Below are 12,779 nucleotides of genomic sequence, written 5' to 3'. Positions count from 1 at the left end.
AAAAATGGGTCGGCGAAGGGACACCCCTTCGCCGCAATCAATCATTACACCAGGGGCTGGCCGTTGCGCACGAAGGCCGGCTTGGTGACCTTCACTGTGACCAGCTTCTTGCGGATCTCGACCTGGGCTTCAGGGCCGATGTCGCGGGGCACCCGCGCCAGGGCGATGCTGTAACCCAGGGTGGGGGAGAAGGAGCCCGAGGTGATCACCCCTTCACGCTGCTCACCGCTCGCGCTGGTGAAGGTGACCGGCATGCCGGCACGCAGCACCCCTTTCTCTTCCATCACCAGACCCACCAGCTTAGGGCTAGTGCCGGCGGCCTTCTGGGCCTCCAGGGCGGCGCGGCCGATAAACTGGCGGGAGGCAGGCTCAAAAGCCAGGGTCCAGGCCATGTTGGCGGCGAGCGGACTGATGCTCTCGTCCATGTCCTGGCCGTAGAGATTCATGCCGGCTTCGAGGCGCAGGGTATCACGGGCACCCAGGCCGCAAGGGGCCACGCCGTTGTCCAGCAGGGCCTGCCACAGATCGCACGCCTTCTCTTGCGGCACCACTATCTCGTAACCGTCTTCACCTGTGTAGCCGGTGGTGGCGATGAAGAGATCCCCGGCCTGCACGCCGAAGAAGGGTTTCATGCCCTCGACCGCCGCATTCTGCTCAGGGGTAAACACCTTGGCCGCCTTGGCCTTGGCGTGGGGGCCCTGCACCGCGATCATGGCAAGCTCGGGGCGCTCGGTCACACTCACGGCAAAGTCGATGGCGTGGTGGCGGATCCAGGCCAGATCCTTCTCGCGGGTGGCGGAGTTCACCACCAGGCGGTAAAACGTATCGCCAAGATAATAGGTGATGAGGTCATCGATGACGCCGCCTTCCGTGTTGAGCATGCCGCTGTAGAGGGCCTTGCCGGGGACGGTGAGCTTGGCCACGTCGTTGGCCAGCAGGTGTTGCAGGAAGGCTTTGACCCGCTCGCCGGTCAGGTCGACTATGGTCATGTGGGAGACATCGAACATGCCCGCATCGCTGCGCACCGCGTGGTGCTCTTCCAGCTGGGAGCCGTAGTTGATGGGCATTTCCCAACCGTGGAAGTCCACCATCTTGGCGCCAGCTTCCAGGTGTTTGGGATGCAGTACAGTAGTCTGGATCATCGCTGTGTTTCCTTAAGCGTTCGCGACAACGCTCGCAATCCGCTCCGGCTCCCCAGCACAGCGGGAGGGCGGACCACAAGGTCTGTGCTCGTTCCCACCCGTGGGGCAGGAGTGATTCCTTGAACGGTGCGGATTATATGACAAGAGCGCCTGGGTGCCGCTCAAAAAAAACTAATACCGCACCGACAAACTGACACCAGACACTAAGACAAAAACAGTGATAAAAACAGTACAAACCCGGCATGCGCGAGATTTAATGTTGATTTTTACCGTTACGTCACAATTTACAGAAAAACGTTTCGCTTCCCGCCAACATTAAAGGCTGACACCCCGGAGGGGCATTCAGCCTTGTCAGATTAGTTTTATTGTCAAAACCCGGGAGTAAGATTAGATTTTTTCACCCTTGGCCAGGGCAGGCAGCTCACCCTCCAACCCCATGGCGGCCCGGATCACGCTGTGCTTGAGCGGCGCCAGGCCATCGACGGCCCGCAATCCCACCCCGCGCACCAGCTTCTTGAGGGGGTGGCTGCCACCAAATAGCCGCTTGAGCCCTTCCATCGCCGCCAGCATGCGGGCGGCCTCGCTCTTGCGCCAGCGCTCATAGCCGCGCAGGTTGGCCAACAGGCCGATATCCGCCCCCGCGCTCTGGCTCTTGAGGATCTGTTCGGCCAGGGCCGCCGCATCCAGCAGACCGAGGTTCACCCCCTGCCCCGCCAGTGGGTGTATGGTGTGGGCCGCATCCCCCACCAGCACCAGCCGCTCGCGGGCAAAGTCCCGGGCGTAGCGGGCGGTGAGCGGGATGGCGCTGCGGGGCCCCTCCACCTTGCACAGCCCGAGGCGCCCATCGAAGGCGGTGGTGAGCTGGCGACTGAAGCCTTCGTCATCCAGGGCGCACAGCGCCTCGGCCCGCGCGGCGGGCACAGACCAGACGATGGAGCAGAGGTTGGGCTCCCACAGGGGCAGGAAGGCGAGCGGGCCTTCGGGGGTGAAGATCTGGCGCGCCACCGCCTCGTGGGGCTCGGCACAGCGCACCGTTGCCACCAGGGCGTGGTGACCGTAGTCCCAGCTGGTGAGCGGGATGTCCGCCTGACGGCGCACCCAGGAGTGGGCACCGTCGGCGGCCACCACCACACGCGCCGAGAGGGCGCGGCCATCTTCCAGCAGCAACAGGGCCCCCGCCTCGCTCACTTGCAGGCTCTGGGCCCGGGCCGGGGTGAGCAGGCTGATGTTGCTCGCCCCCGCAATGGCATCGAGCAGCGCCAGCTGGATGACCCGGTTTTCGACGATGTGGCCGAGTGCCGGTTGGCGCAGGCTGGCGGCATCAAAGCCGATATGGCCGAAGCTGTCCTGCTCCCACACCGCCATGCTGTCGTAGGCTTGCAGGCGGCGCGCCACTATGCCGTCCCAGGCGCCGACCCCCTGCAGGATGCGCTGACTGGCGAGGCTCAGGGCGCTGACCCTGTTGTCCGGTGCCTCCCCGAGTTGGGGGTCGGGCAACTGCCCCTCGACGATGGCGACCTTGAGCGCGCTGCTCTTGAGGGCGGCGGCGAGCCCAAGGCCCACCATGCCGCCCCCCACAATCACCACATCCACATTTTGCATCTGCATCATCTCTATCCTTTCGTGGCTGATCGCCAGGATCAGCAGGGGGACGCCCGCTGGCATCCCCGCATCAAGTTGTCCGCTGCGGCCTCTTCTGGGCACACCTCATTGACGGCACAGGTCGGCGACAAACCCCAGGGTACGGGAGGCAAGCGGCGCCTGCAGCCAGGGCAGTCGCTCCATCAGGGAGAGTGCCAGATTGCGGCCAGCCACCAGGGGGGCATGGCCGTTGGAGAAGAGCTGGGCCAGGGTGGAGGTGAGCCAGATGGTCTGCTCCTGATCCCCCTTGCGCCGCTGCCAGTAAGCGCTCAGCACCTCGAAACTGCCGATGTCCTCCCCGGCCGCGAGGGCCTGGGCCACCGCCTGGGTGAGCAGGTCCAGGTCGCGCATGCCGAGGTTGAAGCCCTGGCCGGCGATGGGGTGCAGCAGGTGGGCGGCATTGCCCACCAGCACGGTGCGCTGGGCCAGGGGATAGTCGGCCACCGTCAGTACCAGGGGGTAGAGGTGGCGCGCCCCTGTGCGCACGAAGCGCCCGAGCCGCCAGCCAAAGGCCTGCTGCAGGCGGGCCAGGAAGGCGGCATCATCCAGCGCCATCAGGGCCTGCGCCTCGTCCCGCGGGACGCTCCACACCAGGGAGGAGAGCCCCTCCTGCATGGGCAGCAGCGCCAGCGGCCCCCCTTCGGTGAAGCGCTCGAAGGCCCGACCGGCGGGATCCTCGGCAGTCTTGACCGTGGCGATGATGGCGCTCTGCTCATAGTCATGGCGACTGACCGGCAGCTTGAAGTGCTGGCGCACGAAGGAGTTGCCCCCATCGGCCGCCACCAGCAGCCGGGTCTGATAACGTTCGCCGCTGGCGAGGGTCAGGGTCACCCCCTCCTCCTGCGGCGCTATGGTGGAGAGCTGGGCCGGACAGCACAGCCTGATGTTCGCGGTGGCGTCCATCCCCTGCTGCAGCGCTATGCCGGCGGCGGAGAGTTCGATCACCTGGCCGAGGGCGGGCAGACCAAACTGCGCCGCCGTGAGCCGGGTCTGGCCGCAGTGGCCCCGATCCGAGACATGGATATGGGTGATGGGGGCGCAGTGAGGAGCAAAACGGGACCAGAGCCCGTGACGGGCCAGCGCCTCGCAGGTGCCGGCGGACAGCGCGATGGCGCGGGCATCGAAGCCGGGATGGGCATTGAGTTCGGGGGCGCTCGCCTCCAGCAGCAGGATCTTCAGGGGAGTACCGCTCGGCCCCTGCAGGGCGGCGAGGGAGAGGGCCAGCACGGCGCCGCTCATACCACCGCCGACGATAGCCACGTCGACGTGAACCGGATCAGAATGAGACATGAGAAGAGGGCATAGGCTAAAAACGTGGGCCAATGCTATCACAAAGGCGGGGGGCGGGATGCGAGGCCACGGGCAAAAAACCGATTTGGCACCGTCAGTTGGCCCGCAAGAGAGCGCCTGGCACTCCCCTGCCCCGCCCGGAGCCGTCAGGTAAAAAGAGCGCCATCAGGCGCTCTTTTCTATGTCCGAGTGGGGACTCTTGCGGGATTCAGTGCAGGGTCGGCGGGGTGCTCGGGGTATCCGGGCGCTTGCCAAACTCCTCGAACGCCATCATGACCCCGAGGCGCACGTGTTCGTAGAGCACCAGGAAGGAGGCTTCGTTCTCGTCATCCTCCTGATCGAACTCCGCAGAGACCTGGGTGATGCTGGCGATGTCCTGGATCATCTCCTGCAGCTCCTCGGAGGCCTTGGAGAGCTCCTGCTGCACCACGCCGAAACCGGCCAGGAAGGCCTGGGACCAGTCCACCAGGGCATCGATGCGCTCGTCCAGCGGCGCCTCGTCGCTTGGCAGCAGCAGCTCGACCCCTTTTTGCGCCATCAGGCTCTCGATGACACCCTGATAGAGATCTGTCATCACCTGGCGCACCGGCGCCGGCAGGCCGAAACCATCGTTGATCAGATCGTTGAAAGGGGGTAGCCAGCTCTTGTCATCCAGTACCACGCCACCGCACACCAGGCCGCAGATCACGCCATGGGCCTCGACAGCCGTCGCCATCAGCTCGTGCTGCTCCATCAGGTCGGCCACGGCCGCGTATTTCAGGGGGTTCGTTTTGCTCATCGAAGATCCGCTCAAAGTTCAGGCAAATATGCAAAAATTATGGCCGAGATCCTAGCATTCTCCCCCTCCCAGAGCCAGCAAGGCCTTGAAACTTCTGCATCTGCCCTATATAGTCCCGCCCAGTTGTCCACGTGGATAAAGGCGGGAATCAGCCCCGCCGTATTGAGGAAGGCATGAGCATAGAGGCCGTAGAAATCGTCATTTTGGGACGTCCCTACAAGGTATCCTGTCCCTTGGGACAACAGGATGCCCTGCGCCAGGCCGCCGACCAGCTGAGTGACAAGCTTATCGAGCTGCGTCAACGCTCCAAGGTCTCCAGCAATGAACAGCTTGCCATCATGGCGGCGCTCAATTTCTGTCATGAGCTCTGCCTTGAAAAAGAGAAGAACCACCAATACTCTGAGACCATGGACAAGCGGATCAAGATGCTGCAGCGCACCATAGAAGCGGCCTTGATCGAGCACGGACAATATGGTGATTCCAGCGATGAGGGCCTTAAGCCCTAATCGCGACCCGTTTTAAAATTCCCTGGGGTGTGCGTCAGCCGGTTCAAGTCCCCGAGCCGATAATCATACCCAACAGGAGTTCTATCTTCTGACTATTGCGCATGCTCGGCCCGACCGAGAAGCCTGCGGCCAGTTTAGAACTCCGCCTTGAACTCACGGTTCAAGGGCCCAAACCGGCAACGGCATCTCCGGGGTACCTAGTGCAAGAGCCCGTCATTGATATGACGGGCTTTTTTTATTCTCACTCCCTGCCCTGCCCCCACCCCAGCAAAACCGCCATTAAAAATACCTACCATATCAATGCAATAGCCGTTTGTTATTTTTTTGTTATTTCAACCTTGCGAACTGTCCCTGCGTCACCTAAAAATGTAATCGATTACATTTCAACCACAGGAACCTGGAATGAGCCGCGCCCCCGCCCCTGTCAATCCCGTCTCCATGGCCGCCGTCGCGGCGCGGGCCGGGGTGTCGGTCGCCACCGTATCCAGGGTGCTGAACCATCAGGAGGGGGTCACCGACAAGACCCAGGCCAAGGTCAACCGCGCCGTCCACGAGCTCGGCTATCGCGTCAATCAGCTGGCCAACAGCCTGCGCACCGCCAGAAGCTGGCTGCTGCTCATCATGGTGCCCGACCTCGGCAACCCCTTCTATATCGAGATAGTGCGCGGCATCGACAGGGTGGCCCGCCAGCACGGCTACTTCATGCTGCTGTGCGACACAGGCGCGGATCCGGGCCGGGAGCGCTCGGCCTTCGAGCTGCTGCGCACCCACAGAGCCGACGGCGCCATCTGCCTGGATCCCGACTCCATCCAGCAGGGACTGAGCCAGGAGATCAACGCGCTGCCCTGGGTCGCCTGCTGCGAGTTTGACCCCGCCATGCCGGTTCCCTACGTGGGCATAGATAATCAGGAGGCGGCGGCGGAGGCGATCCGCTATCTGCTGAGCCGGGGCCATCGCCAGATCGCGCTCATAGGCGCGGATCCCGCCTACCTCTACGCCCGCCAGCGAGAGGCCGGGGTCCGCCAGGCCCTGGCAGAAGCCGGCCTAACCCTGGTGGATGAGTGGAATATCCGGGTCACCAGCCTCAGCTTCCTGGCCGGGGCCGAGGCGGCGCAGCAGCTGCTCGACTGCCCGCAGCGCCCCACCGCCATCTTCGCCGTCGCCGATGCGCTGGCCATCGGCCTGATGCACCGCTTGCAGGAGGCGGGGCTGCGCATCCCGGACGACATCGCCATCATGGGCTTCGATGACATACCCATGGCCGCCCAGCTCAATCCACCGCTCACCACCATGGCGCAACCCATGGAGGAGCTCGGCGCCGAGGCCGCCCAACTGCTGCTGCAGCGCCTGAACGCCCCCGACACCCCGCTGATCGGGCGCCTGCTCCCCCATCGGCTCGTCAGCAGAGCCAGCGCCTGATGCAAGCCCCCGTCGGCAGAGTGCGCGAGATAGACAAAGGAGAAGACGATGAGTCTTGGTGTCGAATTTAGCGGCGTCTGCAAGGACTTCGGCCCCATCCGGGTGCTGCACGGGGTCGACTTCAGCCTGGCGCCGGGGCGGGTCTACGGCCTGCTGGGGGAGAATGGCGCGGGCAAGTCCACCCTGATGAAGATCCTCGCCGGGTACGAGCCCATCAGCGCCGGGGTGATCCGCATCGATGGCGAGGCGCGCAGCTGGCACTCCTCCCGCGAGGCGGAGCAGGCGGGGATCGTGCTCATTCATCAAGAACTCAACCTGGCCGAGCACCTGACCCTGACCCAGAACCTCTTCCTCGGCCATGAACTGACCAGGGGCGGCCTGCTGGACGAGCGCACCATGGCGACCCGGGCGCAGCACTATCTGGAGCAGGTCGGGCTGCAACGCGCCCCTTCCACCAAGGTACGGCAGCTTATCGTGGCGGAGAAGCAGCTGGTGGAGATCGCCAAGGCGCTGTCACGGCAGGCCCGCCTGCTGATCATGGATGAGCCGACCGCCACCCTGACCCCGGGGGAGACGGCGCGGCTGTTCGCCCTCATCGCCAGGCTCAGGGCCCAGGGCACCACCATCATCTACATCTCCCACAAGCTGGACGAGGTCAAGCAGATCACCGACGAGGTGGTGGTCATGCGCGATGGTCGCTTCGTCAGCCGGGGGGAGACGGCGGCCTTCACCCGCCAGCAGATGGCCAACCTCATGGTGGGACGCGAGATGTCGGACATGTTCCCCCCCAGGCTGCCACCGCCGGAGGGCGCAGAGATAGCCCTCGCGGTGAACGGACTCTGCGTCCCCGGCTGGGTGGCCGACCTCGATTTCGAGGTGCGCAGCGGCGAGATCTATGGCTTCGCCGGACTGGTGGGGGCCGGTCGCACCGAGGCCTTCGAGGCCATCCTCGGCTTGCGCGAGCGCAAGGGGGGTCGCATCCAGCTGGCGGGCAAGGCCGTGCGCATCGACAGTCCGCTCGCCGCCATGCGCCAGGGGCTCACCTATCTGCCGGAGGATCGCAAGGGCAAGGGGCTGCACCTGCAGCTCGGGCTGGCCGAGAACCTCACCCTGATGACGCTGGCGCGCTACGCCCACCCCTGGCTGGACAAGGGGGCCGAGCAGGCGGCCCTCACCCGGGCCATCCATGATTTCGGCATCAAGGCCGGCGCCCACTCGGCCCGGGCCCGCATGATGTCGGGGGGCAATCAGCAAAAGCTGGCCCTCGCCAAGTTCCTGCACCCGGACCCCAGGGTCATCGTCCTCGACGAGCCCACCCGGGGGGTGGATGTGGGCGCCAAGCGTGACATCTATTTCCTGATCCAGCGACTGGCCGCCGAGGGGCGCGCCGTCATCGTCATCTCGAGCGAGCTGGTCGAGCTGATCGGCCTGTGCCACAGAGTCGCCGTGCTGCGGGCCGGCCGCCTCCAGGCGGTGCTGCCCGCCCATCATCTGACCGAAGAGGAGTTGATCGCCTATGCAACCGGTACCCACTGACAGCCGCAAAGAGCGGTTGCTCTCCCTGCTATCGGGGAGTGGCCCGCTGCTCGGGCTGATCCTGCTGTGCCTGCTCGGCGCCCTGCTCAACCCCGACTTCGCCACCCTGGACAACCTGCTCAACGTGCTGACCCGCACCGCCTTCATCGGCATCATAGCGGTGGGCATGACCTTCGTTATCATGTCCGGCGGCATCGATCTCTCGGTGGGCGCCATGGCCGCCCTGATCGCCGGGGCCATGATCCTCATCATGAACCGGCTTGGTGCCGGGGTGCTGGTGGATGCCCCCCTGCTGGTGGTCGTGCTCGGCATCGGGCTGGCCCTGCTGCTCGGCCTGCTGTTTGGCGCCTGTCACGGCCTGCTGATCACCCGGGGCAGGATTGAACCCTTCATCGTCACCCTGGGCACCCTCGGCATCTTTCGGGCCGTGCTGACCTATCTGGCCGACGGCGGCGCCCTGACCCTGGACGATGCCCTCGGCGATAGCTACAGCCCCGTCTATTACGGCAGCCTGCTGGGGGTGCCCATCCCGGTCTGGGTCCTGCTGCTGGTGGCACTGGCGGGAGGGCTGCTGCTCAACCGCACCGCCTTCGGCCGCCATGTGCAGGCCATCGGCTCCAACGAGCAGGTGGCGCGCTACGCCGCCATCCGGGTCGATCGGGTCAAGCTGCTCACCTATGCGCTGCTCGGGCTCTGCGTCGGCATCGCCACCCTGCTCTATGTGCCGCGCCTGGGCTCAGCCACGCCCACCACTGGGCTCTTGTGGGAGCTGGAGGCCATCGCCGCCGTGGTGGTGGGGGGCACCTCCCTCAGGGGGGGAGAGGGGCGCATCTTCGGCACCCTTGTGGGCGCCATCCTGCTGTCGGTCATCAGCAATATCCTCAATCTGACCAGCATCATCAGTGTTTACCTCAATGCCGCCGTGCAGGGCATAGTGATCATCATGGTTGCCTTCATGCAACACAGGCGTTGAGGCTGTTGTGGACAGGAAGACGAAAGCGAAGAAACGGCAGTGACACCAGTGGCGGGGTCTCCCCTCGCCAAAGACAAGGAACGGGCACAAGCCCAACAGTCAAGAGGCTATCAAGATGAACAAGATGCTACACGCCCTGGGCGCCTGCGCCCTGATGATCGCAGCCGGCAGCGCCTCGGCAGCCGAGAAGATGACCCTGGGGGTCTCCATCCCGACCGCGACCCACAGCTTCACCGCCGGCATCGTCTGGTGGGCCAACAAGGCCAAGGAGGATCTGGAGAAGGCCCATCCCGATCTCAAGGTGATCGTCAAGACCGCCGCCAATGCCCCGGAGCAGGCCAACCAGCTGCAGGATCTGCTGACGGTCAACAAGATAGACACGCTGGTCATCTTCCCGTTCGAGTCAGCCTCCCTGACCAAGCCGGTGGCCCAGGTCAAGCAGAAGGGGGTCTATGTCACCGTCGTCGACCGGGGGCTGACGGACACCAGCGCCCAGGATGCCTACGTGGCCGGGGATAACACCGCCTTCGGCAAGCTGCCCGCCGAGTTCATCGCCAAGACCTTGAATGGCAAGGGAGACATAGTCGCCCTGCGCGGTATTCCCACCACCCTGGACAACGAGCGCTTCGACGCCTTCAGCGGCGTGATGAAGCAGCACGGGGAGATCAAGATCCTCGACGCCAAATATGGCAACTGGAACCGGGATGACGCCTTCAAGGTGATGCAGGACTTCCTGACCCGCTTCAAGCATATCGACGCCGTCTGGGCCGCCGATGACGACATGGCGGTGGGGGTGATCAAGGCCATCGATCAGGCCAAGCGTACCGACATCAAGCTGGTGTTTGGTGGCGCCGGGGCCAAGGGGGCGATCAAGACCCTGATGGAGGGCAGCGATCCCCGCATCCAGGCCAATGTCTCCTACTCCCCCAAGTTCATGTACGACGCCATCATGCTCACCGCAGAGGCCCGCCTCAAGGGTGAACGCCTGCCGGCCAACACCATCATCCCCTCTGTGCTGATCACCCCCCAAACGGCCAAGGAGTTCTACTTCCCCGACTCACCGTTCTAAGGCTGTCATATGTGAGAACCCCGGCCTCCCCTTCGCGGGAGCCCTGGCCCCACCCCAACCCTCCCCTTCGCAGGGGAGGGAGTTTTTACTCCTCCCCCTTGTGAAGGAGGAGGCTGGGAGGGGGTTAACTGCCTTTATTCAGGAGTGCCCATGAAGACCATCAAGGGACCGGCCATCTTCCTCGCCCAGTTCATGGGGGACAAGCCGCCATTTGATACCCTCACCGGCCTGGCGGACTGGGCCGCCGGCCTCGGCTTTCGCGGCCTGCAGTTGCCGACGGATCCGCGCCTGTTCGATCTGACCCTGGCAGCGACCAGCCAGGACTATTGCGACGAGACAAGCGGCCTGCTGGCCGAGCGGGGGCTGGTCATCACAGAGCTCTCCACCCATCTGCAGGGTCAGCTGCTGGCGGTCCATCCCGCCTATGACGCCCTGTTCGACGGCTTCGCCCCCCCGGCGCTGCGCGGCAAGCCTGCCGCCCGCACCCAGTGGGCCGGCGAGCAGCTCAGGGCGGCCGCCCTCGCCTCTCGAAGGCTTGGCCTCAGCGCCCACGTCACCTTCTCCGGCGCCCTCGCCTGGCCCTATCTCTACCCCTGGCCCCAGCGGCCCGCCGGGCTCATCGAGGAGGCCTTCGCCGAACTCGCCCGCCGCTGGCTCCCCCTGCTCGATGCCTTTGACGAGGCCGGGGTGGACGTCTGCTACGAGCTGCACCCGGGGGAGGATCTGTTCGATGGCGCCACGCTGGAGCGCTTCCTCGAGGCGACCGGCGACCACCCTCGGGTCAACGTGCTCTACGACCCCAGCCACATGCTGTTGCAGCAGCTCGATTACCTCGCCTTCCTCGACCTCTATCACGAGCGGGTGCGCGCCTTCCACGTGAAGGATGCGGAATTCAGGCCCTCGGGGCGCCAGGGAGTCTATGGGGGTTACGCCCCCTGGCTCGGGCGGGCGGGGCGCTTTCGCTCCCTGGGAGATGGCCAGATAGACTTTGGCGCCATCTTCAGCAAGCTCGCCCAGTACGACTACCCCGGCTGGGCCGTGCTGGAGTGGGAGTGCGCCCTCAAGCACCCGGAGGATGGCGCCGCCGAGGGGGCCGACTTCATCCGCCGCCACCTGATCCGGGTCGCCGAGCGCCCCTTCGATGACTTCGCGGGCAGCGGCCTGGCGCGGGAGACGGTCAGAAGCCTGCTAGGCCTCGGCGATAGCTTGAGTGGTCATCCGGGCGGCAAGATGGGAGAGAAAAAATGAAGAGACGACTGCGTCTGGGCATGGTCGGCGGCGGCCAGGGGGCCTTCATCGGCGCCGTGCATCGACTGGCGGCCCGCATGGACGATCACTATGAGCTGCTCGCCGCCGCCCTCTCCGCCGACCCCGCCAACGCCCGCTCAAGCGCCCTCGCCCTCGGGCTGGATCCGGCCCGCGCCTACCAGGATTACGCCAGGATGGCCCAGGCCGAGGCGGCCAGACCCGACGGCATAGAGGTGGTGGCCATCACCACCCCCAACCACCTGCACGCCCCGGTGGCGCGCGCCTTTCTCGAAGCCGGCATCCACGTTATCTGCGACAAGCCGCTGGCACTGACCCTGGCCGAGGGGGAAGAACTCGCCCGGCTCGCCCGCCAGCGGCGGCGGCTGTTTGCCCTGACCCACACCTACTCCGGCTACCCCATGGTGCGCCACGCCCGCGAGCTGGTCGCCGCCGGCGAGCTGGGGGAGCTGCGCTATGTGCAGGTCGAATACCTGCAGGACTGGCTCGCCAACCCCATCCCCCCGGGTCAGAACAAGCAGGCGGACTGGCGGGCCGATCCGACCCGTGCCGGCCGGGCCGGCTGCCTCGGCGACATCGGCACCCATGCCTACCAGCTGGCGGCCTTCATCACCGGGCAGTTGCCAAATGAGCTCGCCGCCCTGCTGCACAGCTTCGTGCCGGGGCGGCGGGTGGACGATCATCTTCAGGTCTGGCTGCGCTACCCCCAGGGGATGCGTGGATCACTCAATGCCAGCCAGGTCGCCAGCGGCGAGGAGAACCGGCTGCAGATCCGCCTCTATGGCGACAAGGCCGGCCTGATCTTCCGCCAGGAGGTACCGAATGAACTCTGGCTGACCCCCCTTGGCGGGGCCAGCCAGCGGCTGACCCGAGGCCGGGTGGCAAGCCCGGCGGCGACCCATGCCAGCCGGGTACCCGCCGGTCATCCCGAGGGTTATCTGGAGGCCTTCGCCCAGCTCTACACGGACGCGGCCTTGCAGATCCACGCCCTGGCGGCCGGGGAGGCCCCGCCCCCCGAGAGCCTGGCGCTCACCACGGTGGAGGACGGGGTGGCGGGCATGCGCTTCATCGAGACCAGTCTGGCCAGCCACGCCGCCGACGGACGCTGGCTGCCGCTCTCCTGACCCGCCATGGCGCAAGGCCGCGGGCGGCCCTCCCC

General features: G+C 65.5%; 11 protein-coding genes and 1 other RNA gene. 8 read left to right on the top strand and 4 right to left on the bottom strand.

Annotation, left to right across the window (positions count from 1 at the left end):
• Positions 1-44: 44 nt before the first annotated feature.
• The 4 genes from gcvT to AAHB08_RS04945 all read right to left on the bottom strand — a co-directional run bounded on the left by gcvT (position 45) and on the right by AAHB08_RS04945 (position 4,851).
• Positions 45-1,142 carry a glycine cleavage system aminomethyltransferase GcvT gene (gcvT, locus tag AAHB08_RS04960; RefSeq protein WP_342058301.1) on the bottom strand — a complete coding sequence of 366 codons (1,098 nt, stop codon included), beginning with the start codon at positions 1,140-1,142 and terminating at the stop codon, positions 45-47.
• 387 nt (positions 1,143-1,529) lie between these two features.
• Positions 1,530-2,750 carry an FAD-dependent 2-octaprenylphenol hydroxylase gene (locus AAHB08_RS04955; protein WP_342058300.1) on the bottom strand — a complete coding sequence of 407 codons (1,221 nt, stop codon included), beginning with the start codon at positions 2,748-2,750 and terminating at the stop codon, positions 1,530-1,532.
• A gap of 99 nt (positions 2,751-2,849) precedes the next feature.
• On the bottom strand, positions 2,850-4,073 hold the full coding sequence (gene ubiH / locus AAHB08_RS04950) for a 2-octaprenyl-6-methoxyphenyl hydroxylase (protein ID WP_342058299.1): 1,224 nt from the start codon (positions 4,071-4,073) through the stop codon (positions 2,850-2,852).
• 208 nt (positions 4,074-4,281) lie between these two features.
• The gene (locus tag AAHB08_RS04945) at positions 4,282-4,851 is read right to left on the bottom strand and encodes a UPF0149 family protein (protein WP_139434232.1); all 570 of its coding nucleotides are present in this window, start codon (positions 4,849-4,851) and stop codon (positions 4,282-4,284) included.
• A gap of 173 nt (positions 4,852-5,024) precedes the next feature.
• Between AAHB08_RS04945 and zapA the strand changes: the two genes are divergently transcribed.
• From zapA to AAHB08_RS04905, 8 genes are all read left to right on the top strand, one after another.
• The gene (zapA, locus tag AAHB08_RS04940) at positions 5,025-5,357 is read left to right on the top strand and encodes a cell division protein ZapA (protein WP_139434231.1); all 333 of its coding nucleotides are present in this window, start codon (positions 5,025-5,027) and stop codon (positions 5,355-5,357) included.
• A gap of 16 nt (positions 5,358-5,373) precedes the next feature.
• Positions 5,374-5,556: non-coding RNA, 6S RNA (gene ssrS / locus AAHB08_RS04935), on the top strand.
• Positions 5,557-5,759: 203 nt separating this feature from the next.
• Positions 5,760-6,776, top strand: coding sequence for a LacI family DNA-binding transcriptional regulator (locus AAHB08_RS04930; RefSeq protein ID WP_342058298.1), 1,017 nt, complete (start codon positions 5,760-5,762; stop codon positions 6,774-6,776).
• Between the two features lie 48 nt (positions 6,777-6,824).
• Positions 6,825-8,312, top strand: coding sequence for a sugar ABC transporter ATP-binding protein (locus tag AAHB08_RS04925; RefSeq protein ID WP_342058297.1), 1,488 nt, complete (start codon positions 6,825-6,827; stop codon positions 8,310-8,312).
• Positions 8,293-9,285 carry an ABC transporter permease gene (locus AAHB08_RS04920; RefSeq protein WP_139434228.1) on the top strand — a complete coding sequence of 331 codons (993 nt, stop codon included), beginning with the start codon at positions 8,293-8,295 and terminating at the stop codon, positions 9,283-9,285. The genes AAHB08_RS04925 and AAHB08_RS04920 overlap by 20 nt, the downstream gene beginning before the upstream one ends.
• 115 nt (positions 9,286-9,400) lie before the next feature.
• A complete protein-coding gene (locus tag AAHB08_RS04915) occupies positions 9,401-10,354 on the top strand; it encodes a substrate-binding domain-containing protein (RefSeq protein ID WP_342058296.1) in 954 nt (317 codons plus the stop codon).
• A gap of 150 nt (positions 10,355-10,504) precedes the next feature.
• The gene (locus AAHB08_RS04910) at positions 10,505-11,602 is read left to right on the top strand and encodes a sugar phosphate isomerase/epimerase family protein (RefSeq protein ID WP_342058295.1); all 1,098 of its coding nucleotides are present in this window, start codon (positions 10,505-10,507) and stop codon (positions 11,600-11,602) included.
• Entirely contained in the window at positions 11,599-12,744 is a 1,146-nt protein-coding gene (locus AAHB08_RS04905; RefSeq protein WP_342058294.1) for a Gfo/Idh/MocA family protein, read from the top strand. The genes AAHB08_RS04910 and AAHB08_RS04905 overlap by 4 nt, the downstream gene beginning before the upstream one ends.
• Positions 12,745-12,779: the final 35 nt, after the last annotated feature.

This window comes from Aeromonas sp. OTU364 (assembly GCF_038440395.1).
GTDB lineage: Bacteria > Pseudomonadota > Gammaproteobacteria > Enterobacterales > Aeromonadaceae > Aeromonas.
Note: the sequence above shows the minus strand (reverse complement) of the source record. Positions and strands in the feature narration are given on the sequence as shown.

What these genes read in the sequence shown, in the direction of transcription:
- gcvT (WP_342058301.1), bottom strand. Translation starts at nt 1,142, where the DNA reads ATGATCCAGACTACTGTACTGCATCCCAAACACCTGGAAGCTGGCGCC.
- AAHB08_RS04955 (WP_342058300.1), bottom strand. Translation starts at nt 2,750, where the DNA reads ATGCAGATGCAAAATGTGGATGTGGTGATTGTGGGGGGCGGCATGGTG.
- ubiH (WP_342058299.1), bottom strand. Translation starts at nt 4,073, where the DNA reads ATGTCTCATTCTGATCCGGTTCACGTCGACGTGGCTATCGTCGGCGGT.
- AAHB08_RS04945 (WP_139434232.1), bottom strand. Translation starts at nt 4,851, where the DNA reads ATGAGCAAAACGAACCCCCTGAAATACGCGGCCGTGGCCGACCTGATG.
- zapA (WP_139434231.1), top strand. Translation starts at nt 5,025, where the DNA reads ATGAGCATAGAGGCCGTAGAAATCGTCATTTTGGGACGTCCCTACAAG.
- AAHB08_RS04930 (WP_342058298.1), top strand. Translation starts at nt 5,760, where the DNA reads ATGAGCCGCGCCCCCGCCCCTGTCAATCCCGTCTCCATGGCCGCCGTC.
- AAHB08_RS04925 (WP_342058297.1), top strand. Translation starts at nt 6,825, where the DNA reads ATGAGTCTTGGTGTCGAATTTAGCGGCGTCTGCAAGGACTTCGGCCCC.
- AAHB08_RS04920 (WP_139434228.1), top strand. Translation starts at nt 8,293, where the DNA reads ATGCAACCGGTACCCACTGACAGCCGCAAAGAGCGGTTGCTCTCCCTG.
- AAHB08_RS04915 (WP_342058296.1), top strand. Translation starts at nt 9,401, where the DNA reads ATGAACAAGATGCTACACGCCCTGGGCGCCTGCGCCCTGATGATCGCA.
- AAHB08_RS04910 (WP_342058295.1), top strand. Translation starts at nt 10,505, where the DNA reads ATGAAGACCATCAAGGGACCGGCCATCTTCCTCGCCCAGTTCATGGGG.
- AAHB08_RS04905 (WP_342058294.1), top strand. Translation starts at nt 11,599, where the DNA reads ATGAAGAGACGACTGCGTCTGGGCATGGTCGGCGGCGGCCAGGGGGCC.